A 21470-nucleotide genomic window follows, 5' to 3' on the forward strand; every position below is an offset into this window, starting at 1 on the left:
AGCCTGAAAAAAGTTCACAGAATGAAAACGAATTTGGCATATTTGATTTATAGTATTTGCATAAACTTATCATAATGATTTTGAGGACAATAAGTTCAATGAAAAAACTCCTTTTGAGTGGCTTAGCAACCGCTGTTTTCGCTATTTCTGGTAGCGCATTGGCTGCAAATTTTGTGGCAGGTCAGGACTATATCGTTGTACCAACACCTGTAAAGGTGGAAGTGCCAGGGAAAATTGAAGTCCGCGAATTCTTTTGGTATGGCTGTGGTCACTGCTTTAAACTTGAACCCCATATGCAGACTTGGTTGAAAAAACTACCGAAAGATGTACGTTTTGTGCGTACGCCAGCAGCCATGAATCCAGTGTGGGAACAAGCGGCGCGAGCTTATTATGTGTCTGAGGCCTTGGGTGTACGTAAAAAGACTCACCTGACGTTATTCCATGCCATTCATGATCAAAATCAACCAATTCTAGAGCAACCTGCTTTAGCCAAGTTCTATACTCAGTTTGGTATTCCTGAAGCGAAATTTAACAGCACTTATAAATCATTTGCGATCACTTCAAAAATTGCCCAAGCACAAGACTTAGCCAAGCGGTATCAACTTAGTGGTGTACCTGCGGTGACGGTGAATGGTAAATATATTGTGCAAGGTGAAGATGCTAAAGTGACTCAAGTCGTGGATTACTTGATTGAAAAAGAACGCGCTGCAAAATAAGCTGAATCTGTTTTAAGTCCTTATTCAGTTAAAAAAGCCTGCATCAGCAGGCTTTTTTATTCGTTAACGATCTTTATTGCACACTTGATGCAGGTTGTAATAAATCCTCATAACGCAGCTCAATTTTTCTTAAGGTTTTTAAGCGCCAAAGTTGATGACGGGCTTCGGCTTCATAGCCATTAAAGGCCAAGAGTTTGGCAAATTTGGTCAAATCATAGGGGATCGGGTAGTTCAGCACCATTTCCTCATAGTCACGAATTTGCTCAGGGCTGACTTTGCTGTATGGATTTAACTGAATCCATTCAATGCGGCGGTTAAACTCCGACAGCAGTAAAATATGATCTTTATTGGTGAACTTTTCAGGAGTCTGTTCATAACGAGAAGCCTGATTCAGCTTTGGTACCATCAACTCATAGTCACGAATAATCAGTGCGACCAAGACCACACAGACAGTAAATGTGATCGGCATGGCAAAGCTCGGTAAAGTCCACGTTTTCACTTTTTGCTGGGATTGAATGATCCCTAGAATCAACCCGAGTGGTAGTAAGAAGTAAGCGTAGAACAACGGAAATTCGAGCATACCGTGAATCAGTAAAGCGCCGACCATCAGAAGGCCAATCACAGATTCGAGCGATGTCGCATGCTTTTGCAGTTGATAGCCCCAATAGCTAAGATAGGCAAAAAATGGAATCGCAATCACTAATCCATTCCACAACATAAAGTCGAGAATGAAGTTGTGCGCACTTTTTACCCAAACGGGGCCTTGGAACTGATCACTGATTAGGGTGTAAGCCACACTGGTTTGATGCCAACCATAACCAAACCAAGGTCGCTCAGCAATGGCATGGAGCATCTGTTGCCAAATGGCAAGACGTGACATATCGCCCGTTGCTCGCGCAACTGCATCACGGGTTTGGGTCACTTCGACATTAGACAACTGAGCCAACAGGTGATTGAGTTGTGGAATAAACGCAGTAAATGCAATGAACAACGCAAACCATGCGAGGGCACTATACCACTTCAGTTGAACCACACCTTTGTACTGCTGATAGAGCAAATACAGCAGTACACAGATACTTGCGACCCATGATGTGCGGGACTGACTCAGGGCTACCGCAAATAACATCAATGCAGCACTTGCGCACAGCAGAATCGAGTTGAATTTTTTCTTTTCAAATAGGTACAGTGTGCCGAGTAAGGACAGCATCAGAAAGCTCGCCATATTGTTCGGTTGAGCAAAGTTGGCATAAGGACGATCGCCTTTTAAGGCAGTCATACCAGGAATGTACTGTTCAATATTGAGCCATTGGCAAGTGGCGATGAGCGCTGTTACCAGACCGACCGACCAAAATACAGTACACAGACCACTAAATAATTGCTCACGTTCCAAGGTTTTTTGGCTCAGGTTAAAACCTAAAACCATACTCAGCCAGAATGCAAAGATATATAAGCCACACATCAGTGCTTTGCTGAAAAAGAACAGCTCGCCAAAACCGTACTGAATGAAGGGCACGAGGCTCAACAGCAATAGCGGCAGACTCACTTTCGGGAGCAAGAGTTTTTCTTTTAAAAATAAGGCAGAGAGTGCAAATAAAGATAAAAATGCAAACAATTCACCTGTATAGGTGACCCAAGGTCGATAATGAATGGGCAATAGCCATGCCAAGGCAATACAGACACTCGCCGCTAAAAAAAGAAAAAAACGCATAGGAGCTACAGATGAAAAAACTGGCTCTATGATAGTGAAAAAGCATCCAAGTTTGAGCAAAGCGCATTAAAAAATTTGTAATACGGCAAAAATTGCGTCTGTGAGCGGCTTAATGTAAGGTCGGGTTGGCGTGTTTAGTTTGAGCAGATGGTCGTTGCCAATTGGATATTCCGCGAAACATGAGTTGAATCTGCACAATGGTTTGCAGTTTAAATACAGCCTGCTGCTGTTGTAGTTTCTCGGGAGCCACATCTCGACTCAAACCAATCCAGCGCATGGCCCAGTTAAAGGAGGCATCCATTAAGATATTGGCCAATACTTTGAGGTCCTCGCTGTCATGAATATGTTGCATGCTTTCAATGCGGGTTAATGCATGGGCGAAGTCATCGATTAAAAAGGCTATTTCTCGCTCAACGGCTGCACGGATCAAGGTAGAACCACTCCAACGTTCTCCAATCAAGAAAATCCACTGTTCAGGATGTTGCTCTACAGCATGAAAAAATAAATCTAAACTGTGCTCAATCGTAGCATGTGGACCATAAACATAGTTTTGCCCCAATTGGGTTAACATGCTTTTGATGTGGAGCGCTGCTTGATCGACCAGTTCAAGTCCTAACTCATCCAGATCATTAAAGTGGCGATAAAACGCGGTCGGTACTAAACCCACTTGGCGAGTGACTTCACGGAGACTAATGCGAGCAAAGGAACGTCCCGAGGTGCTGAGTTGTAATGCAGCATTCAGCAAAGCTTGACGGCTTTGTTGTTTACGTTCTTCCCGAATCGACATAGATGATTGCCTCAGCCTCTTTTAAGCTTCAGTTTAACAAAGAATATGGATGGGTAGGGAAGCAGGCGATCAATTACAAATGCAATGCAGTCAGACAAATGCTTTGGGTCTGCTTCTGCTATACTATGTGCCAACCTATTTAGTCAGATGAAGGGCGTATTATGCGTATCGACCAACGAACATTAGATCAATTACGTGATGTCACCATTACTCGTAACTACACACGTTATGCGGAAGGTTCGGTATTGGTTGAGTTTGGTCATACCAAAGTTCTTTGTACTGCAAGTATTGATAACTCAGTACCACGCTTTTTAAAAGGCAAGGGTCAGGGCTGGGTAACCGCTGAATATGGCATGTTGCCGCGTTCGACGCATACCCGTAGTGACCGTGAGGCTGCGCGTGGTAAGCAAAGTGGTCGTACGCAAGAAATCCAACGTTTGATTGGCCGTAGTCTACGTGCCATGGTGGATTTAAAAAAACTCGGTGAAAACACCATCACCATCGACTGTGATGTGATTCAGGCTGATGGTGGTACACGTACTGCTGCGATCACCGGTGCTGCCGTGGCCCTCATTGATGCTATGAATACGTTGCTTGAGAAAAAGAAAATTAAGCAAGATCCATTAAAAGGCTTAGTGGCTGCCATTTCAGTCGGTATTTTCCAAGACGAAGTACTTTTAGACTTGTGCTATGAAGAAGACTCAAACTGCCAAACGGATTTAAACGTGGTCATGACCCAAGCTGGCGAGTTTATTGAAATTCAAGGCACGGCAGAAGATAAACCCTTTACCCGTGTACAGTGTAATGCCATGTTAGAAATGGCGGAAAAGGGCATTCAAGAATTGGTGAAAAAACAGCAGCAAGCACTGGGCTGGTAAGTTTTAACCCAATAAAAAACGCACTTGAGAGTGCGTTTTTTATTGGGTGTGGATTGAATGCCAACTATTAGAATTAAGCATTAAAACGCATAGAAAGGTCGACTGCTTTGACATCTTTAGTCAATACACCCATCGAAATATAGTCCACGCCTGTGGTTGCGACTTCGCGCAAGTTGGCAATGGTGATATTCCCTGACGCTTCCAATTTACACCGTCCTGCAACATGCTTGACCGCATCAATCATTTGTTGCTGGCTAAAGTTATCTAACATCACGATATCGGCTTGGGCTTCCAATGCTTGGTCTAATTCCGCCCAAGTTTCAACTTCGACTTCGACAGGTTTGTCTGGGGCAATTTGATGCGCTTTGGCAATGGCTTGAGCAATGCCACCCGCTGCCATGATATGATTTTCTTTAATTAAAAAAGCATCGAATAAACCTAAACGGTGGTTTTGACCGCCGCCGACCGCGACCGCATATTTTTGGGCAATACGTAGACCCGGCAGGGTTTTACGGGTATCCAGCAACTTGGTGTTTAAGCCATCCAGTTGTTTGACATATTCCGCCGTTTTGGTTGCTACAGCAGATAGTGTTTGTACAAAGTTGAGTGCAGGGCGTTCAACCGTAAGTAAGCTGCGTGCTGAACCCGCCAGTTTGAAAATGGTTTCATTGGCACGAACCAAATCGCCATCGTTTTTTAGCCACGTGATTTCAACACTTGGATCAAAAGCTGCAATTAATGCATTGACCCAAGGTTGACCTGCAAGAATCATGTCTTCACGGCTAATAATGGTCGCAGTCGCTTGTTCATCTTCAGGTGTCAAAAGTGCCGTAATGTCACCATCACCGATGTCTTCTTGTAATGCCTGTTGAATATTCAGTTGAATAGATTGTTCAAGCAGTTGTTGCGATATGCTCATCCGATTGTCCGTATCTTTATAGAAGCCATGAAAATTGCGCAATATATTAGCATTTTTCCTGAAAAGGGCGTGAAAATTTCAGAATCAAACGCTGATCAATTTGAGAAATGACGGGGAAAGATTTAGCATGAGAGACATTAAAAAAGATTGTCCAAAGGGTGTAATGGGTTTGAGGAATAAAAATATGCAGGTCATTCCGTCGTTTCAAGTGCACGCAGGGCAACTGCTAGGAGCGAGACAAATTCCATCGCCTAATTTTAATGCACGTCCTGCTGATACTGAGATTCAACTGATTGTCATTCATAATATCAGTTTGCCTCCCTCACAATTTGGTGGCGGCTATATTGAACAATTTTTTCAAAATCAATTGGATTGGTCAGTACATCCGTATTTTCGAACCATTCAAGGCATGCAAGTCTCAGCGCATTTACTGATTTTAAGAAGTGGCGAAGTCTTACAATTTGTCAATTTTAACGATCGTGCATGGCATGCAGGACGCTCAAGCTATTTGGCCAAGAAAGAGTGTAATGATTATTCGATTGGTATTGAGCTTGAGGGCAGTGATGAGTTGCCTTTTGAAGATGCCCAATATGAAACATTGGTACACGTGACTGCCTGTTTACAACAGGCCTATCCTCAAATTCAGCAGCATTTGGCGGGACATTCCGATATTGCGCCAGGACGTAAGACCGATCCAGGCACATTTTTTGATTGGTTAGACTATCGAAATCGTTTGCAGCAGTTAAAAAGTCAATGAATTGAGAGTCGACAACAACATTAAACAATCAAATATTCGCTGAAGTTTCATTACAATAGCGGCAAATGAAAAACTAGGTGGATACGATGGCGCTGTGGCGGTCAACCGTAATTGTAAGTGCAATGACCATGCTTTCTCGGGTCTTGGGTTTGGTACGAGACATTGTCTTACTAAATGTCTTTGGTGCAGGGAAAGATTTCGATACCTTTGTGGTGGCCTTTCGTATCCCGAACTTCTTCCGTCGGTTATTTGCCGAGGGAGCATTCTCACAGGCGTTTATTCCAGTACTGACCGAATATAAAACTGGGCGTACCCATGCGGAAGTTCAAATTCTGATCAGTCGTGTCTTTGGTTGTTTGATGACCGTTATGACGGCTTTAACCTTCATTGCTATGGTCGCAGCTCCAGCAGTGCTATACATCTATGCACCGGGTTTCCATGCCGATCCAGAGAAGTTTGATCTGGCAGTTTCGATGTTCCGCCTCACTATTCCTTATTTATTGTTTATGTCGCTGACAGCCTTTGCCAGCAGTATTCTAAATAGTTATGGTTCCTTTGCTTCACCCGCATTTTCACCAGTATTGCTGAATGTTGCGATGATTGCAGGAGCATGGTGGTTGACGCCGTATATGGCTGAACCGATTATGGCACTGGGTTGGGCGGTGATTGCTGCGGGTGTATTGCAATTAGCGATCCAAATTCCAGAACTTTGGCATAAAAAGTTACTGATTCCGCCAAAAGTTGATTTTAAACATGAAGGGGTGGATCGCATCATGAAATTGATGCTGCCTGCGCTATTTGGTGTTTCTGTCACGCAAATCAACTTACTCCTGAACACCATTTGGGCTTCGTTTATGCAAGATGGTTCTGTGTCTTGGTTATATAGTGCGGAACGTATGACTGAATTACCTTTGGGCTTGATTGGCGTAGCGATTGGTACGGTGATTTTACCCGCGTTGTCGACCCGTCATGCAGAGCAAGATATGTCGAAGTTTCGTGGCATGATGGATTGGGCTGCGAAGGTCATTGTTTTGGTGGGGGTGCCTGCGAGTATTGCGCTGTTTATGTTATCGACCCCCATTATTCAGGCCCTATTCCAACGCGGACAATTTACCCTTGAAGATACACAAATGACGGCTTTAGCACTGCAATGTATGAGTGCTGGGGTGATTTCATTTATGTTGATTAAAGTCTTTGCACCCGGATTTTATGCGCAGCAAGACACCAAAACGCCAGTCCGTGTCGGTTTAATGGCCGTTGCTGCAAATGCGATTTTAAACGTAGTGTTTATTGGCTTCTTTAAACTGATTGACTGGCAGGCAGAGCATATGGCTTTAGCTTTAGCTTCTTCGGGCTCTGCTCTGGTGAATGCGGGGATGTTGTATTTCTATCTACACAAGCGCGATATTTTCCGTTTTGGCGCACACTGGAAAAAACTGTTTATTCAGTTTGGTATTGCTAACGCCGTGATGATTGTGGCTTTGTGGTATGCATTGACTTGGTATAATGGTGACGTGTCACAGTGGATACGCGTTGCCGAAGTGATCGGGTTGTGCGTGGTCGGCGTTGTGGCATATGCGGTTGGTTTGCTATTTACTGGGTTTAGACCACGTCATCTCAAACATGAAGCATAAAACAAAGCAGTACTTTATTTTTTACTGCGAGCGAAGCGCGTAGCTTAAAAAAGCATAGCTTGATTGAAGAATAGATTGAACTTAATAAAAAGCCTGATCACGAAGATCAGGCTTTTTATTTTATATATAGCATTGCGTTTGCATTACTGCCTTATTTTGGCAACACTTCAATCAGTTCCACATCAAAAATCAAGGTGCTATTCGGTTCAATCACATCACCTGAACCAATTTGGCCATAGCCCAGTTTAGCAGGAATAAATAAGCGATATTTTGCGCCTTCTTTCATTAGCTGTAAGCCTTCAGTCCAACCTTGAATCACTTGGCTGACTTGAAACTCCGCAGGCTGTTGGCGTGCAATCGAGCTGTCAAAAACGGTCTGATCAATCAAACGTCCTTCATAATGGACTTTGACTTTGCTATTGGCCTTAGGTGACTTGCCTTGGCCTTGTTGCAAAACCATATATTGCAGACCTGAAGCCGTGGTTTTCACCTCGGGTTTTTTCGCATTTTCAGCTAAAAAGGCTGCACCAATTTTGGCATTTTTATCAGCCAGTTGCTTAACTTCTAATAACTGTTTTGCCTCGGCTTGGCGTTTATATTGAGTCAATACACGCGCCATGTCTTCATCACTTAATGACGCAGCTTGGCCTTTAGAGGCTTCACGTAACCCTTGCACAAAAGCATCGAGATCTAAATCTTGAATTGACTCGGCATTGCTACGACCCATGAGATAGCCAAAGCTATAACCGACTTGTTGGTTGATGCTGCTTTTATTATTAATCGGTGCAGCAAAAATAGGTGTAGAAAGTAACAAGGCGCAGAGTAATGTTGTTTGAATTTTCATATTGTATTCTCAATAAAAAGAGGAGAGCAAAAGCTCTCCTTTGATTGACTTGTCTTATTTTACTTTGATCAGTTCAACATCAAAAATAAGCGTGCTGTTGGCTGGGATCATGCCGGGTACACCTTGTGGTCCGTAGCCTAAGTTAGAAGGGATGTAAAGTGTCGCTTTCCCACCTTCTTTCATGAGTTGTAGGCCTTCAGTCCAACCTGGAATCACTTGATTTAAAGGGAACTCAATCGGTTCGTCACGCTCAAGCGAACTATCGAAGACTTTACCGTCGACCAGTTGGCCTTTGTAATGCACGGTCACGACAGAGCTGGCAGAGGGTTGCTTGCCTGTGCCTTCTTGCGTGATTTTGTACTGTAAGCCTGACGCTGTGGTTTTCACCCCAGGTTTTTTCTCATTTTCAGTTAAGAAGCTGTCACTGGTTGTCTGTGCTTGCTTCGCATCATTAGCCTGTTTTTGCTGCATTTCTTGTTGGAACTGCTCATAGGCCTGTTTTAATTCTTCTTCGCTATAGGCGGGTTGGCTACGGGCATGACCTGCACGGACACCGGTTACAAAACTGTTAATATCGAGTTCTGGTGGGGTTTGATGAGCAACCTCATAACCCAGTGCATAGCTAATTTTTTCTACGGCAGATGCATTTTTTGAAACTTGGGCTTCGGCTGAAGCTGGGTGTTGAGATGCATAATAAACGGGAACAAGTGCAGCACCGCCTAGAATAACAGCTACAGCAATGGGTAAGGCTTTACTCATGTGAAATTTTTCCTAATTCTATTACATTCAAAAAGTTTTTTAGCATCTTAGCAGACTTCATGAATGACGTGTTTTGTACCACCAGTACATTTTCAAATTAATATATGCCGAAGTCCTTAAAAAAACTATAAGGATTTGAATATATAAACGTTTGTCATACAAAATAAAAAGCCAGAAATCAAGTTCTGGCTTTTTATCGGTTAGAGGATGTATTTAGTCTGATTCTTTATTGGCTTTATAGGCATAAGCATAGTTATAGCCATAACCAGAACCTGCTGAACGTTGAATATCGTTCAGGATAAAGCCATTCACTTTCACGCCAGCTTGTTCGAAGCGGTTGACAGTCAGTTCAAGCTCTTTCATTTGCGTCTTAGCATAACGTGCCACTACCAAATTCACACCCGCATATTGTGAAATAATAATCCCATCGGTGACCGCAAGAACTGGCGGGGTATCAATCAGAATATGGTCAAACTGGCTCGACAAGTGCGTGAGCATCTCTGCAAATTTTTGAGTACTTAACAACTCTGACGGATTGGCAGGACTTTTACCACGACTAATGACGCTTAAATTTTCAACTTCAGTACTGCGTACAATACTGCCTAACTCGTGTTGACCATTTAAATATTCAGCCAAACCAGGTTGCACATCATAGTTAAAGTATTTGTGCATATAACCACGACGTAAATCGGCATCAATCAATAATACGCGCTTATCACTTTGCGCCAAAATGGTGGCTAGGTTGGTTGAAATAAACGATTTACCCAACTCTGGTGCAGGGCCAGAAATCATAATAATATTGTTTTTGGCAGAGCTTAGAGCGAAATGAATGGCTGTACGCATACTTCTTAAGCTCTCAATCGCAATATCATCACTATTTTTAACAGCCAGAATAGGAATATTCTTTTTCTTTTTCAGAATGTTAATACGGCTTTCTTGCACAGGTGAACGTGGTACAGTGGCATAAACAGGTAAATCAAGTTCATTTTCAATTTGAGCAGAGTCTTTGATCCCTGAACGCATCATGTTGCGAACAAGTGCAATTAATACACCAATAAAACCACCTACAAATAATGATAAAATCAAAATGATTAATTTTTTAGGCTTGATTGGTCGTTCAGGTTCAACAGCTGTGTCGATGATACGGACATTACCAATTTCCCCAGCATTTGCAATTTTGAGCTGTTGGTAGCTGTTAAGAAGTGATGTATAAAGCTCAGTATTTACTTTGACATCACGATAAAGTTGTAAGTACAGGCGCTGTGTTTCTGGAAGTTGTTTAATAGACTTGTTTAATTCTTGAGTTTTTTGATTTAAAGAATTTACCTGTGCATTAATTTCAGCCATCAACGGATGATCCGGTGTATATTTAGCAGACAATTCGGCTTGTTTCTGTTTTAACTCAATACGCATTTTCTCGAGTTCAATATTTTGCTTGAGCATGAGTTCAGCTTCTTGAGTGACATCTACAGTATTGTATTTTTCACGAAACTCATTAAATTTAATTTCAGATTGTTCAAGTTGTTGCTTTAATTCAGGTAATTGTTGATCTAAGAAATTGAGGGTTTGTTTTGATTCTAACGATTTACGCTCAATATTTTGTTGGTGATAAATTTCTAAAATATGATTCAGCACATTGGTAATATGCTGTTTATCTTCTCCAGCATAATTTAAACCAATGACACCTGTCATTTTCCCTTTTTCTGCTACACCATAATTTAATTTTAAGTTTTTGACAGCTGAAGGCAGTGAGAGTTTAGATAATATAAAAGCGTGTTCAAATGGCTGTGTACTTGAAATATTAATTTTCCAAGCTCCATAGCCGTCAACAAATTGATTGAGTTGATTTAAACGCCCTTCAAAGATCACTTTATCTTTATGACTTAGGGTAAATTTAGAGTCTGCTTTGAAATCTAAAGTCAGTTTTTTATCTAAATAATAATTTGGGACATCGAACTCTTTAACTAAAAAATTATTTTGCTTGGTGCTATAACTAACGCCTTGGCCATCAAATTTGAATTGGCCTTTTTCTGAAGAGAGAAGTTTTTTAAAGAAGCTATTATTTTGATCTTGAATACTGATGTTCAGATTGAGGTCATCAATCACTTTGCCTAACACCATTCGAGAATTTAAGATCTCAATCTCTGCATCGGCAGGCGATTTTTGACCAAGACCACCAGAAACTTCTTTGAGTTCGCCTAGTAATGCAGCAGACGCAGCACTTTTGCCATCTTCGACTTGAACTAAAGCATCCGTAGAATATATGGAAGGTGTGGTGCGAATATAGAGTAAGGCACAGATTAAACTTAATATGATGCAAAGAGCAATAGTTTTCCATTGAGCAATCAGAGAAAAAAAGAGCTCTTTTAAATCAATAGTATCATCTTCAGTTTTTGAGGTTTGAGTCATAGTTTAACAACTGATTATTCAATAATTTATATTAAAAATGTGGCATCCAATCCTGAACATAATTGCTTATGTTTTTACAGGACTCATTAAAAAAGTCTTGATCGTGTTGATAAGGGTCAGGGACATTTTTTCCTTGCCAGTGGCCTAATCTAAAGACCTTACCTTTTGCAAACGGCCATTGTTTTTCTATATGCTGAGCCTGATTCGTACTCATTACTAGAATTAAGTCTGCTTGCTTAATTAAAGATGCATTGATCTGTTTTGCAATATGTGGACGCATATCAATATTAAATTGGTCCATACAATGAATTGCTTTTTCATCTGCATGATGTCCTACCATTGCAGACAATCCTGCAGATTCAATGTGTTGGTTGGGGCAATTCGTCTTTAGGAAATATTCTGCCATCGGGCTACGGCAAATATTTCCGACACAGACAACGAGTATATTTTTAAACGCCATAATTATTTCCCAAGCTGATCAAAACTATAAAGTGCGCTCGAGAATGGAATAATCTGATTGACTACACGCTGCCAACGAGTCAAACCAGTTGCATCAATGTATACAATGTCATTCTTTTTCATGGAAAATTGATTGGCTAATGCTAGATTACCAATACTACTCAAATTTAAGTGATAGATAGTTGACTGCTTCTGATCTAAATCTGTACGCATGACATAAATTCTAGCTGCACTAGCTGAGTAAGGGTTAATCCCTTCACTTTCACCCAATACATCACTTAAAGACATCCCTTGATCGCGTAAGTTAATCGCTTGGCTTTTACTTGATTCACCCATGACATACAGTTTTTGATCTTGTTTTGTATTTACAAAAATTGTGTCATTCGGGCGAATTAATAAATTATGTAGTGATAAACCATTTTTTTCGAGTTGAATGGTATTTAAATTATACGTAGCGCCATTACGAATGAGTTGAATATTAGTGGTGTCGCCAGTTTTGGTATCAATACCACCGGCTTGACCTAGTGCGGTATAGAGGCTGATGGGTTGATCATTTAAAGTGTATTGGCCACTTTTAAGTACTTGACCATTTACGAAGTATCTTTTGCCTTCGTAAGATAATACTCTAACGACAACATCAGGGTGTTTTAAATATTTACTAAATTGACTACGCAAATATGTATTCGCTTGAGCAAGTGTTTTCCCAGCAATTTTAACTGACCCGACTAAAGGAAGCTGTACATTACCGTTAGGATCAATGGGATAACCAACAGCTTTTACATTAGTTGCATCTTGAATTGGTGGTGTAATTTCAGGATAAGCCCAAAGTTGGATAGATAAAACATCACCTGCACTTAATTTATATATGGATTGCTGATGCTGAAATAACGTTTGAATTTGAGCTAAATTTTGCGAATTCGCTTGAGAAATAGCAGGAATATTATTTTGTGTCAAAGGTACAACACTTAGTTCAGCACCTTGATCTGTTTTATAGGAACCTTGTTGTGGTAAATCATATGTCTGAAGTCCAGGGGTCATTGCACATCCTGTAATTCCTAAACTCAAAACCAGCATAACGCTATAACGATAGTAATTCACTCGAATATAAATCCTATTTATAAATTTGAATGTTTTTGAACGGGCCAATGAACCCTAATTGTACGTTTCAGACTGCAAAATTCTATACTATTCGCGCTATTTAATATAGTTATTGATGTTTTAAAACGTAATTCGATTAGGTTTTTTATAAAATATAAAAAATGTACCTGAGACTTTGATCTTAACAAAATAGCATATAGATAAAAAGGACAATAGATTTGATCTATTTGAATCGGGAAGTATGACTTTTTATGTATGTTTAGAACATCATTACACAATCGAAATTTGATTTTCTGATATAATTTAACGCTATTTACAACATAACGATGATTGATGATTCATCGATGACATAGGCTTCAGTATGTTACAACTCTCCGAATTAAAAATTGCCATCATCGGATTAGGTTATGTCGGTTTACCGCTAGCTGTTGAGTTTGGAAAAAAAGTTCCCGTGATGGGCTTTGATATTCACCAGAAGCGTATTGATGAGCTACAGAGCGGACAAGATCATACTTTAGAAGTTTCACCAGAAGAATTAAAGCTAGCAACGCATTTAAGCTACACCACAAATTTACAGCAGTTAGCAGACTGTAATCTCTTTATTGTGACAGTGCCAACCCCGATCGATGAATTTAAGCAACCCGACCTGACTCCCTTGGTTAAAGCATCCGAAAGTATTGCTAAAGTACTGAAAAAAGGCGATGTGGTTGTCTATGAATCAACGGTTTATCCAGGTGCAACTGAAGAAGTTTGTATTCCTGTTTTAGAAAAAGTATCAGGTTTAACATTCAATCAAGATTTTTATGCGGGTTATAGTCCTGAGCGTATTAATCCGGGTGATAAACTGCATCGTGTCACCAATATTTTAAAAATCACTTCGGGTTCAACACCTGAAGTTGCTGATTATGTTGATGCAGTCTATAACCTGATTATTGAAGCGGGTACTCATAAAGCAGCTAGCATTAAGGTTGCAGAAGCAGCGAAAGTGATTGAAAACACTCAGCGTGATGTGAATATTGCCTTAATTAATGAATTGGCATTGATTTTCAATAAAATGGGCATTGATACCGAAGCGGTATTACAAGCGGCAGGTACTAAATGGAATTTCTTACCATTCCGCCCAGGTTTGGTTGGTGGTCACTGTATCGGCGTTGACCCGTACTACCTAACCCATAAAGCACAAGCGATTGGCTACAACCCTGAAATTATTTTAGCGGGTCGCCGTTTAAATGATGGTATGGGCGCTTATGTGGTCACTCAGTTGGTGAAAGCCATGCTGAAAAAACGCATTCAAGTAGAAGATGCCAAAGTCTTAATTTTAGGTTTAAGCTTTAAAGAAAACTGCCCAGATATTCGTAATACACGCATCATTGATATCGTCAATGAACTCAAGGAATATCACACTCAGATTGATGTCTATGACCCTTGGGTAGATGCTGCTGAGGCTGAGCATGAATATGGTATTAGCCCAGTGCAAACACTGGAAAATGGCAAATATGATGCTGTGATTCTTGCGGTTGCCCACCAGCAATTTAAGGTGATGGGCGCTGATGCAATTCGTGCTTTGGGTAAAGCTGATCATGTGCTGTATGACTTGAAATATGTGTTATCTCAAGCCGAATCTGATCTACGTTTGTAAGGAGCATACCATCATGAATCAATATCAACAGGTATGTGACAAGCTCAAAACTGCACCTAAAACTTGGTTGGTGACAGGTGTAGCAGGCTTTATTGGCTCGAATCTTTTAGAAACTTTACTCAAGCTCAATCAAACTGTGGTGGGTTTAGATAACTTTGCCACAGGGCATCAGCATAATTTGGATGAAGTGCATAGCTTAGTGACTGCGGAGCAATGGGCAAAATTCAGCTTTATTGAAGGTGATATCCGTCAGTTTGCAGATTGCCAAAAAGCATGTGCAGGCGTAGATTATGTCTTGCATGAAGCCGCTTTAGGCTCAGTACCACGTTCAATTGCCGATCCAATCACCACCAATGAAACCAATATTAGCGGTTTCTTAAATATGCTCACTGCTGCGCGTGATGCAGGTGTTGCCAGCTTTACATATGCAGCCAGCAGTTCGACTTATGGTGATCATCCTGCATTGCCAAAAGTAGAAGAAAATATTGGTAATCCGCTTTCACCGTATGCAGTGACCAAATACGTGAATGAACTATACGCCGATGTTTTTGCACGCAGCTACGGTTTTAAAGCGATTGGTTTACGTTATTTCAACGTGTTTGGTCAGCGCCAAGATCCAAACGGCGCTTATGCGGCAGTGATTCCAAAATGGACCGCATCGATGATCGCTGGTGAAGATGTCTTCATCAATGGTGATGGTGAAACTAGCCGTGATTTCTGTTTTATCGATAATACAGTTCAAGCCAATATTTTGGCGGCAACTGCATCTGATGAAGCCAAAAACCAAGTCTATAACGTGGCTGTGGGTGACCGCACGACTTTGAATGAGCTATATCGCGCCATTCAAGTGGCACTTGCTGAAAATGCGGTGAACTTTGCGCGTGATCCTGTCTATCGTGAGTTTCGTGCAGGTGATGTACGTCATTCACAAGCCAGCATTGCCAAAATTGAGCAACATTTGGGTTATGCACCGCAGTTTAAAATTGCCGAAGGCATTCAATTGGCCATGCTTTGGTACGTAAACAACTTAAAATGATATTGAACAGATGATTGCGAAAATTTTCGCAAAGTATCAGTCGATTGGGCTGATTACCTTAAGTTTACTGGCAGGTGCGATAATGACATTTATCGCACTTCCTGTTTTAACACGCCTATATTCTGTTGCTGACTTTGGGGCTTACGGGATTGCATTGGCGATAGTCAGTGTTATATCGACGGTGGCGAATTTACGTCTTGATCAAGCTTTATTGGTTGCCGAAGAAGGTGATAAAAAAAGCCTGATCTTTGAAGGGGCTATATTCTCAACAGTAATCGCTGTGATGAGTGGCATCGTTATCAGCGTGATTTTAAATGTTGAAATGGCGTTTGCTGTGGCAACGGGTGTGCTTGCCAATACCCTGATTCAAAGCCTATATAATTATCAATTTTCCGCACATAAAGAATATTTTTGTGCAGGTTTAAATATTTTTAGAAGTGCCATTGTCGTGTTGGTGCAACTCTCGTTGCCATTCGTGATGCAGATCAGCTTGGTGAATAGTTATAACGTCAGCTCGATTATCATGATTGTGGCGGTGCTGACTTATTTACTAAAGAATCAACTGTATCAAGTGAGTTGGCAGGCATTTAAACATTACAAAGATTTTATTTATGCCAATACATCACATGCCTTGCTGAATAGTTTTTCACATAATTTGCCTTACTATGTGGTGTCGCATTTTGTTGGTGTGCAGGCGATGGGCTTCTATGCCATTGTAGAACGGACTTTGCGTGTTCCGATTAATTTGATTTCGCAAACTTTGCGTCAGTTTTTTATTCGCAAATTTAAAGATGCGCACTCAGGCAAGAATGCATTAAAAGCCAGTGTGCTACTGAGTTTAGTTTCCCTGCCCTTATTTGCTTTAGTATTTGTATTGCCTGAATCTTTATATTTATGGGTTTTTGGCAGTGAATGGGTGGGTATTTCAAGCTATTTCCAAATTTTAGCTTTGGGTTATTGGGCGATTTTCTGTAATCCGCCAAGTTCAGCGTTTCTGATTGCTCAGCGCAACAGTCAACTGCTGTTTAAATTGCAGATCGTAGAACTCATGATTAAGTTCGCTTTATTTGCAGGTTTCTATGCTGTCTTTGCTGATAAAGTGTATATGTTACTTGCGGTGACTGTGGCATTGATTTTCTATAACTTTGCCATTTTATATGTGGTGTGGAGAAACAAAAACTGATGTTTTTTAAAACCTTAAAATACATGAATTGGTTTGCTTCACAGTGCCGTAAAGTGATGTACAACATGGCATTTGGCACAAAATTTCGTTACTTCGGCAAAGCGTGTACCCTAGAGATTAATGGCCAAGTCAAGATCGGCAACAATGTTTATATTGGCGATCATGCCAGCCTAATCGTTGAAAATGGTGCAGTGCTTGAGATTGCTGACAACAGTTTTATTGGTGAAAACTGCTATATCAAATGCTTTGGTGGCAAGGTCTTAATTGGCAAGGATGTCAGCATTAATTCCAAATCGTATATCAATGGCTGTGGTGGTATCACGATTGGCGATAACACCCGTATTGGTACGCAAAGTATTTTGATTGCTAGTAATCATAAATTTGGTGAGCCTGATCTGTTAGTGAAAGATGCAATTACCAAGCAGGGCGTGAGTTTAGGGCAAAATATCTGGCTTGGTGCACGGGTTACGGTACTTGATGGTGTAACTATTGCCGATGACAGTGTAATTGGTGCCTGCAGTTTAGTGTCAAAACCTCTGTCTGAATCAGGGGTGTATGTCGGTATTCCGGCCAAAAAAATCAAATCAGTATAAAATGCTATGCATATCGTAAAACATATTTTCAGCGTAAAATATTCAGCTTAATTTTCTCCCTTTTGATTTTCTGATTCTGACATAGGTCATGCGTATGGCATTTATGGTTTCTGCTCTTCGACAGCTGTTTGATCTTGCTTATTTTATGGCAAAGGGCAGTGTGGCATATGCACGTAAAAAGGGGGTGAAAATTGGTGAAAACTGCCGAATTTATATTAAAAATTGGGGCTCAGAACCGTTTTTAGTCTCAATTGGTGATCATGTCACGGTGACTTCAGGCGTGAAATTTATTACCCATGATGGCAGTACCTGGTTGGTCAAAGATGAAAAAGGCAAACGCTATCAACGCTTTGCCCCGATTCAAGTGGGTTCGCATGTGTTTATAGGTGTGAATAGCATTATTATGCCGGGCGTGAGCATTGGCTCAAATGTGGTGATTGGTGCAGGTTCGGTGGTGACCAAAGATATTCCTGACTATAGCGTGGCGATTGGTGTACCTGCCAAAGTGGTGTCGAGCTTTGCTGATTATCAAGCCAAAATTCAAAGCACCTGTGCCAGTGATAGCGACTTGGTTGGCATCACCGATTACCGTGCCCGTGTGGAACGCGCCATGGTGATTCAAGCATCAAAAACACCGCATTAATATTCTCCCATTTTAAAATTTAGGTCTGCATATGTTGAATAAAGTCATGTTCTTTTTGCCAAGCTTGGGCGGTGGCGGTGCAGAACGTACGGTCATTCAACTGGCGAACAGTTTTGCTGAACAAGGACTTAAAATTCATTTAGGTGTATGTGACCTGAATGGCGATAAAGCCAAGCTGTTACCCGAAGTGAGTTCTAAAATTGAATTGGTCAATTTTAATTGCGGTCGGGTGATGAATAGTATCACGCCCTTGAAAAAAAAAATGAAAGCTGAGCAATATGATTGCTTAGTGGCCACGCAAACCCATACCAATATTGTGGCAGGCATTGCGAAAAAGCTTGCAGGTGTTGCAACGCGATTGATCTTCCGTGAAGTATCGACACCGTCCAAAAATATGAAGTTGCAAGGTGTGGCTAAATTTGTGCTGAAAACTTTGGTGAATTGGACCTACCCCATGGCACAGCAGGTGGTCTGCGTCTCTAAAGGGGTTGAAGCCGATTTTCGTGAATATTATGGCTATAAAAATAATAATCTGAGCACGATTTATAACCCTGTATTGGACGATGCCTATTTTGAAAAACTCAAAGCGCCAGTCACACATCGCTTTTTTAATAATGACCATAAAGTGATTTTGGCAGTGGGGCGTCTCACTGAAGCAAAGAACTTTGGTTTTCTGATTCGTTCCTTTAAAGCCTTGCATAATCAGCATCCTGAAACCCGATTATTGATTTTAGGTGAGGGTGAACTGCGTACTGAGTTTGAGGCTCTAGTAGCCGAGTTGGGTTTAAACGATGTGGTGGATTTACCGGGCTTTGATGCTAATCCATACGCTTATTTTAAATATGCATCGCTGTTTGTTTTAAGTTCCAATTGGGAAGGTTTGCCTGGAGTACTCATTCAGGCGTTGGCTTCAAAAGTAAAAGTGGTCAGTACCAACTGCCCAAGCGGCCCGATGGAAATTCTAGAACATTCCAAGTTTGGTTTATTAGTCGAATGCAATGATCAGGCAGGTTTAACCCAAGCTATGCAACAGGCAATTTTTGCTGATTATGTGCAATATCAAGAAGCTGATTTTGAATCACATATTCAACAGTTTCATAAGCAAACCGTACTTAAGCAATATTTGCGAATGATGGAGTCTGCATCATGACTAAACCATTAATGGTGCATGTGATTACCAATTTTGCAGGCGTGGGGGGGGCTGAGATGATGTTAGCACGCCTGATCCAATGCACAGAGCAGCAGTATAAACATGTGATCATTGCATTGATGAAAACCTCTGAGGTTTATCAACGTACTTTAGATTGTTGTCAGTCATATTATGCACTGCAGTGGAATGGTTTAAATACGTTGGGTACGATTCAAAAACTGCGTGGTTTACTGAAACAACTACAACCCAAAACCGTGCAATGTTGGATGTATCATGCCAATGTGCTCACAAGTTTAAGTATGCTTGGTTTAGCTCAAAAACCGAATATGGTGTGGGGCATTCATCATTCGCTTGCTTCTCCTAAAGATGAATCCATCAGCACCAAGATTGCCTTAGGCTTAAGCAAAATACTGTCCCAACAAGCCAGTGCCATTATTTATTGTGCGCATTCGTCTATGCAGCAGCATCAGGCCTTTGGCTTTAAAAATGCCAATAGTCAAGTGATTGCCAATGGCGTGTTTTTAGATAAATTTCAGCCTAATCCTCAATTGCATGAACCAACCGTGATTGGTTTTGCAGGGCGTTATCATACGGCCAAAGGTTATCCCTATTTGTTTGAAACTATGGGCTTGCTGAAAGATAAAAACATCATCTTTAAAATTGCTGGTAGCGGCGCTAGTATAGACAATCCTGAGGTCAAAGCCTTATTTCATCAGTATCAACTAGATGCTGAAAAAGTCCATTTAATAGACCAAATCTCAGATATGCCAGCATTTTATCAATCCATTGATGCATTCCTCATGACTTCGATTACCGAAGGTTTTCCGAATGTATTGGTCGAAGCAATGGCATCAGGTTTGCCATGTATCAGCACCGATGTGGGCGATGCCAAATATATTGTGCAGGATTTAGGAAATATCGTTCCACCGCGTAATGCACAAGCTTTGGTAGATGCCATTTTAGCTTATACACAAAAATCAGAAGCAGAAAAGCAAAGCTTAAAACTAGCGACGCGTGAACGGGTTGAGCAGAATTTCAGTATTGAAACTGTCAGCCGTCAATATATGCAGGTGTGGAGCCAAAAGGCATGAAGTTTTTAATGATCAGCAGTTTTTTGCCATCTGTACTCAATTTTCGTGGCAAGTTATTAGAAGCGATTTCTGCGCATGGCTATGAAATTCACATTATGGCACCTGAATTCGCATCATTCCCCGAAGAACAGCAAAAACTGCAAGCCCTTGGCTATCATCTGCATGAAATTCCCATGCAGCGCACTGGCACCAATCCGCTGGCGGATTTAAAACTGTTAAAACATATCTATCGGCAAATTCGTCAAATTCAGCCTGAGTATGTGCTGTCCTATACTATTAAACCTGTGATTTATGGCACGCTCGCGTCATGGCGGGCGAAAGTACCGCATCGTTTTGCTTTAATTACTGGTCTAGGTTATGCCTTTCAAAATGTAGAAGCGGGTAAGCGTAGTCTGTTTCAAAAGCTGGTGCATGGCTTATATGCGCAAGCGCTCAAACGTAGCGACAAAGTCTTTTTCCAAAACCCTGAGGATTTAAAGCTTTTCCAAGACATGCATTTGCTTGATGCCAATAAACCCACTGTAGTAGTGAATGGTTCAGGGGTAAATGTACAAGACTTTGATGTCATGCCTTTACCGAAAGATGATGCAGGCATGGTCAAAGCCTCATTCTTGCTCATTGCACGGCTTTTGGGGGATAAAGGTGTGCGTGAATATGCTGAATCGGCACGTATCATCAAAGCACAATATCCTGAAGCTGAGTTTCATTTGGTCGGTTGGATTGATGATAATCCATCTGCGATTTCACAAGCCGAACTCGATACTTGGATTGCAGATGGTCGCCTCAAATATTGGGGCAAGCTCAGTGATGTCCGTCCTGCAATTGCGGAAAGTTCCGTGTATGTGTTGCCATCTTATCGTGAAGGCACGCCACGTACGGTATTAGAGGCGATGGCTATGGGACGGGCGATTATTACCACCGATGCACCGGGCTGCCGTGAAACGGTATCGCACGGTGTGAATGGTTATTTGGTCGGAGTGAAGTCTGTAGATGATTTGGTGCAATGCATGCAATACTTTATTGAGGATCCAAAACTGATTGAGTATATGGGACAGCGTTCGCGAGAAATTGCGCTGAATAAATATGATGTGCATCAAGTGAATATGCACATGCTGGCTGAAATGGATATTCATTAAAGGCGATTTACGCAATTTTAGAGGCGATCCA

Annotated in this window: 20 protein-coding genes; 12 read left to right on the forward strand and 8 right to left on the reverse strand. The window is 41.3% G+C overall.

Translation table 11 applies throughout. From position 1 onward, the window contains the following. Positions 1-98 precede the first annotated feature (98 nt). A complete protein-coding gene (locus ACG9ZB_RS07695) occupies positions 99-716 on the forward strand; it encodes a thiol:disulfide interchange protein DsbA/DsbL (protein ID WP_419325228.1) in 618 nt (205 codons plus the stop codon). A gap of 73 nt (positions 717-789) precedes the next feature. Here ACG9ZB_RS07695 and ACG9ZB_RS07700 read toward each other — a convergent pair whose 3' ends face one another. Both ACG9ZB_RS07700 and ACG9ZB_RS07705 read right to left on the reverse strand, forming a co-directional pair. Beyond that, positions 790-2424: an O-antigen ligase family protein gene (locus tag ACG9ZB_RS07700; protein WP_419325229.1), complete on the reverse strand. Its 1635-nt coding sequence runs from the start codon at positions 2422-2424 to the stop codon at positions 790-792. Between the two features lie 109 nt (positions 2425-2533). Beyond that, entirely contained in the window at positions 2534-3211 is a 678-nt protein-coding gene (locus tag ACG9ZB_RS07705) for a TetR family transcriptional regulator (RefSeq protein ID WP_419325230.1), read from the reverse strand. A gap of 161 nt (positions 3212-3372) precedes the next feature. On the opposite strand from ACG9ZB_RS07705, the gene rph reads away from it, so the two are divergent. Beyond that, entirely contained in the window at positions 3373-4089 is a 717-nt protein-coding gene (rph, locus tag ACG9ZB_RS07710; RefSeq protein ID WP_004684198.1) for a ribonuclease PH, read from the forward strand. A 73-nt stretch (positions 4090-4162) separates the two neighbouring features. On the opposite strand, the gene nadC is transcribed toward rph, so the two are convergent. Further along, complete coding sequence (gene nadC, locus ACG9ZB_RS07715) at positions 4163-5008, reverse strand: carboxylating nicotinate-nucleotide diphosphorylase (protein WP_419325231.1); 846 nt, start codon at positions 5006-5008, stop codon at positions 4163-4165. A 184-nt stretch (positions 5009-5192) separates the two neighbouring features. Between nadC and ampD the strand changes: the two genes are divergently transcribed. Then, a complete protein-coding gene (gene ampD, locus ACG9ZB_RS07720) occupies positions 5193-5765 on the forward strand; it encodes a 1,6-anhydro-N-acetylmuramyl-L-alanine amidase AmpD (RefSeq protein WP_419325304.1) in 573 nt (190 codons plus the stop codon). Between the two features lie 77 nt (positions 5766-5842). After that, a complete protein-coding gene (gene murJ, locus ACG9ZB_RS07725) occupies positions 5843-7399 on the forward strand; it encodes a murein biosynthesis integral membrane protein MurJ (protein WP_419325232.1) in 1557 nt (518 codons plus the stop codon). A gap of 151 nt (positions 7400-7550) precedes the next feature. Here the strand turns inward: murJ and ACG9ZB_RS07730 are convergent, their stop codons facing one another. The 5 genes from ACG9ZB_RS07730 to ACG9ZB_RS07750 all read right to left on the reverse strand — a co-directional run bounded on the left by ACG9ZB_RS07730 (position 7551) and on the right by ACG9ZB_RS07750 (position 12944). After that, positions 7551-8243, reverse strand: a complete 693-nt coding sequence (locus ACG9ZB_RS07730) for an FKBP-type peptidyl-prolyl cis-trans isomerase (RefSeq protein ID WP_419325233.1) — start codon at positions 8241-8243, stop codon at positions 7551-7553. Between the two features lie 54 nt (positions 8244-8297). Next, positions 8298-9002: an FKBP-type peptidyl-prolyl cis-trans isomerase gene (locus ACG9ZB_RS07735; RefSeq protein WP_419325234.1), complete on the reverse strand. Its 705-nt coding sequence runs from the start codon at positions 9000-9002 to the stop codon at positions 8298-8300. 213 nt (positions 9003-9215) lie between these two features. After that, entirely contained in the window at positions 9216-11411 is a 2196-nt protein-coding gene (locus ACG9ZB_RS07740; protein ID WP_419325235.1) for a polysaccharide biosynthesis tyrosine autokinase, read from the reverse strand. A 31-nt stretch (positions 11412-11442) separates the two neighbouring features. Continuing rightward, positions 11443-11871: a low molecular weight protein-tyrosine-phosphatase gene (locus ACG9ZB_RS07745; RefSeq protein WP_108675686.1), complete on the reverse strand. Its 429-nt coding sequence runs from the start codon at positions 11869-11871 to the stop codon at positions 11443-11445. Positions 11872-11873: 2 nt separating this feature from the next. Then, the gene (locus tag ACG9ZB_RS07750; protein WP_201704305.1) at positions 11874-12944 is read right to left on the reverse strand and encodes a polysaccharide biosynthesis/export family protein; all 1071 of its coding nucleotides are present in this window, start codon (positions 12942-12944) and stop codon (positions 11874-11876) included. Positions 12945-13329: 385 nt separating this feature from the next. Here ACG9ZB_RS07750 and tviB point away from each other — a divergent pair, with 385 nt between their 5' ends. The 8 genes from tviB to ACG9ZB_RS07790 all read left to right on the forward strand — a co-directional run bounded on the left by tviB (position 13330) and on the right by ACG9ZB_RS07790 (position 21439). Beyond that, positions 13330-14607 (forward strand): Vi polysaccharide biosynthesis UDP-N-acetylglucosamine C-6 dehydrogenase TviB, encoded by a 1278-nt coding sequence (gene tviB, locus ACG9ZB_RS07755; protein WP_419325236.1) that lies wholly within the window; start codon positions 13330-13332, stop codon positions 14605-14607. A gap of 13 nt (positions 14608-14620) precedes the next feature. After that, entirely contained in the window at positions 14621-15643 is a 1023-nt protein-coding gene (locus ACG9ZB_RS07760) for an NAD-dependent epimerase/dehydratase family protein (RefSeq protein WP_419325237.1), read from the forward strand. A gap of 10 nt (positions 15644-15653) precedes the next feature. Then, on the forward strand, positions 15654-16826 hold the full coding sequence (locus ACG9ZB_RS07765; RefSeq protein ID WP_419325238.1) for an oligosaccharide flippase family protein: 1173 nt from the start codon (positions 15654-15656) through the stop codon (positions 16824-16826). Next, positions 16826-17419, forward strand: coding sequence for an acyltransferase (locus ACG9ZB_RS07770; RefSeq protein ID WP_062031568.1), 594 nt, complete (start codon positions 16826-16828; stop codon positions 17417-17419). Before ACG9ZB_RS07765 ends, ACG9ZB_RS07770 begins: the two co-directional genes overlap by 1 nt. A 94-nt stretch (positions 17420-17513) precedes the next feature. After that, entirely contained in the window at positions 17514-18062 is a 549-nt protein-coding gene (locus ACG9ZB_RS07775; protein ID WP_419325239.1) for an acyltransferase, read from the forward strand. Positions 18063-18093: 31 nt separating this feature from the next. Continuing rightward, positions 18094-19212, forward strand: a complete 1119-nt coding sequence (locus ACG9ZB_RS07780) for a glycosyltransferase (protein WP_419325240.1) — start codon at positions 18094-18096, stop codon at positions 19210-19212. After that, complete coding sequence (locus ACG9ZB_RS07785; RefSeq protein WP_419325241.1) at positions 19209-20303, forward strand: glycosyltransferase; 1095 nt, start codon at positions 19209-19211, stop codon at positions 20301-20303. The genes ACG9ZB_RS07780 and ACG9ZB_RS07785 overlap by 4 nt, the downstream gene beginning before the upstream one ends. Continuing rightward, positions 20300-21439 carry a glycosyltransferase family 4 protein gene (locus ACG9ZB_RS07790; RefSeq protein WP_419325242.1) on the forward strand — a complete coding sequence of 380 codons (1140 nt, stop codon included), beginning with the start codon at positions 20300-20302 and terminating at the stop codon, positions 21437-21439. The genes ACG9ZB_RS07785 and ACG9ZB_RS07790 overlap by 4 nt, the downstream gene beginning before the upstream one ends. Positions 21440-21470: the final 31 nt, after the last annotated feature.

It is taken from the genome of Acinetobacter johnsonii (assembly GCF_048551975.1).
Classification (GTDB): Bacteria; Pseudomonadota; Gammaproteobacteria; order Pseudomonadales; family Moraxellaceae; genus Acinetobacter; species Acinetobacter johnsonii_A.

Bases quoted from the DNA above. Each gene is read 5' to 3' on its own strand.
- ACG9ZB_RS07760 (WP_419325237.1), top strand. From the start codon at position 14,621: ATGAATCAATATCAACAGGTATGTGACAAGCTCAAAACTGCACCTAAA.
- ACG9ZB_RS07775 (WP_419325239.1), top strand. From the start codon at position 17,514: ATGGCATTTATGGTTTCTGCTCTTCGACAGCTGTTTGATCTTGCTTAT.
- ACG9ZB_RS07790 (WP_419325242.1), top strand. From the start codon at position 20,300: ATGAAGTTTTTAATGATCAGCAGTTTTTTGCCATCTGTACTCAATTTT.
- nadC (WP_419325231.1), bottom strand. From the start codon at position 5,008: ATGAGCATATCGCAACAACTGCTTGAACAATCTATTCAACTGAATATT.
- ACG9ZB_RS07705 (WP_419325230.1), bottom strand. From the start codon at position 3,211: ATGTCGATTCGGGAAGAACGTAAACAACAAAGCCGTCAAGCTTTGCTG.
- ACG9ZB_RS07730 (WP_419325233.1), bottom strand. From the start codon at position 8,243: ATGAAAATTCAAACAACATTACTCTGCGCCTTGTTACTTTCTACACCT.
- ACG9ZB_RS07700 (WP_419325229.1), bottom strand. From the start codon at position 2,424: ATGCGTTTTTTTCTTTTTTTAGCGGCGAGTGTCTGTATTGCCTTGGCA.
- tviB (WP_419325236.1), top strand. From the start codon at position 13,330: ATGTTACAACTCTCCGAATTAAAAATTGCCATCATCGGATTAGGTTAT.
- ampD (WP_419325304.1), top strand. From the start codon at position 5,193: ATGCAGGTCATTCCGTCGTTTCAAGTGCACGCAGGGCAACTGCTAGGA.
- ACG9ZB_RS07695 (WP_419325228.1), top strand. From the start codon at position 99: ATGAAAAAACTCCTTTTGAGTGGCTTAGCAACCGCTGTTTTCGCTATT.
- ACG9ZB_RS07745 (WP_108675686.1), bottom strand. From the start codon at position 11,871: ATGGCGTTTAAAAATATACTCGTTGTCTGTGTCGGAAATATTTGCCGT.
- rph (WP_004684198.1), top strand. From the start codon at position 3,373: ATGCGTATCGACCAACGAACATTAGATCAATTACGTGATGTCACCATT.
- ACG9ZB_RS07785 (WP_419325241.1), top strand. From the start codon at position 19,209: ATGACTAAACCATTAATGGTGCATGTGATTACCAATTTTGCAGGCGTG.
- ACG9ZB_RS07735 (WP_419325234.1), bottom strand. From the start codon at position 9,002: ATGAGTAAAGCCTTACCCATTGCTGTAGCTGTTATTCTAGGCGGTGCT.
- ACG9ZB_RS07780 (WP_419325240.1), top strand. From the start codon at position 18,094: ATGTTGAATAAAGTCATGTTCTTTTTGCCAAGCTTGGGCGGTGGCGGT.
- ACG9ZB_RS07740 (WP_419325235.1), bottom strand. From the start codon at position 11,411: ATGACTCAAACCTCAAAAACTGAAGATGATACTATTGATTTAAAAGAG.
- ACG9ZB_RS07765 (WP_419325238.1), top strand. From the start codon at position 15,654: ATGATTGCGAAAATTTTCGCAAAGTATCAGTCGATTGGGCTGATTACC.
- ACG9ZB_RS07750 (WP_201704305.1), bottom strand. From the start codon at position 12,944: ATGCTGGTTTTGAGTTTAGGAATTACAGGATGTGCAATGACCCCTGGA.
- ACG9ZB_RS07770 (WP_062031568.1), top strand. From the start codon at position 16,826: ATGTTTTTTAAAACCTTAAAATACATGAATTGGTTTGCTTCACAGTGC.